Below are 1082 nucleotides of genomic sequence, written 5' to 3'. Positions count from 1 at the left end.
GGTGCTCAACCTGCAGGCGGGTGTTCATTTCCAGAAAATAGAAACTGCGATCGGCGCCGGCGATGAATTCCACGGTGCCGGCGCTGAAATAGCCCACGTTGCGGGCCAGGGCGACGGCCTGCTCGCCCATCGCACGGCGCATGTCGGGCGTGACGAACGGGGAGGGGGCTTCTTCAACCACCTTCTGATGGCGGCGCTGGATCGAACAGTCGCGCTCGTTCAAGTAAATGATATTGCCTTGCTGGTCACCGATCAGTTGGATTTCGATGTGGCGGGGTTGCTCGACGAATTTTTCGATGAAAACGCGGTCATCGCCAAAGCTGGCCAGGGCTTCGCGGCGCACCGAATCAAAGCCTTCGCGCACATCGGCTTCGTTCCACGCCAGCCGCATACCCTTGCCGCCACCGCCGGCGCTGGCCTTCATCATCACCGGATAGGTAACGCCGGCTGCGATTTGCACGGCGTGCTCGGTATCCGTGATTTCACCGACAAAGCCGGGAACGACGCTCACGCCGGCGGCCTTGGCACGGCGTTTCGATTCGATCTTGTCGCCCATGGCGGCAATCGCCGGGGCGGGCGGGCCGATGAAGGCGATTCCGGCCGCGGTCAGCGCTTCAACGAAGCTGGCGCGCTCGGACAAGAAGCCATAGCCGGGGTGCACGGCCTGGGCGCCCGTCGCCTTGCACGCCGCGATGATCTTGTCGGCAATCAGATAGGATTCGACCGCCGGCGATGGCCCGATGTGCACGGCTTCGTCCGCCTCGCGCACATGCAGCGCGCCCGCGTCGGCATCGGAGTAGACGGCAACCGTGGCGATGCCCATGGCGCGGGCAGTGCGGATGACCCGGCAGGCGATTTCGCCGCGATTGGCGATCAGGATCTTTGTGAACAAGGCGCAGTGCTCCCGATTGCTCGATGGTCACTTCATAGCGGGGCAAAGCCGCTGTGCAACATATCGATTTTGGCGAATTTAGCTGAGGACGGGCTGCCGGTGACCGCAAAGCCCCGCCACGCCCCGTTCCTTGTGGTGCGGTGCAACAGCGCAGGGGGGTGGGCGTGACAGGCTGTCTCATTCCGGCGGC

1 protein-coding gene is annotated in these 1082 nt (G+C 63.8%); it reads right to left on the bottom strand.

The features are described from left to right. A partial coding sequence (locus tag ABWP50_RS13530) for an acetyl-CoA carboxylase biotin carboxylase subunit (RefSeq protein WP_353218509.1) occupies window positions 1-892 on the bottom strand: 892 nt, incomplete at its 3' end. Window positions 893-1082 lie beyond the last annotated feature (190 nt).

The organism is Sandarakinorhabdus sp., assembly GCF_040398645.1.
In the GTDB taxonomy this organism is placed as follows: domain Bacteria; phylum Pseudomonadota; class Alphaproteobacteria; order Sphingomonadales; family Sphingomonadaceae; genus Sandarakinorhabdus.
The sequence above is the reverse complement of the archived record's forward strand: the minus strand, read 5'-3'. Positions and strand labels throughout refer to the sequence as shown.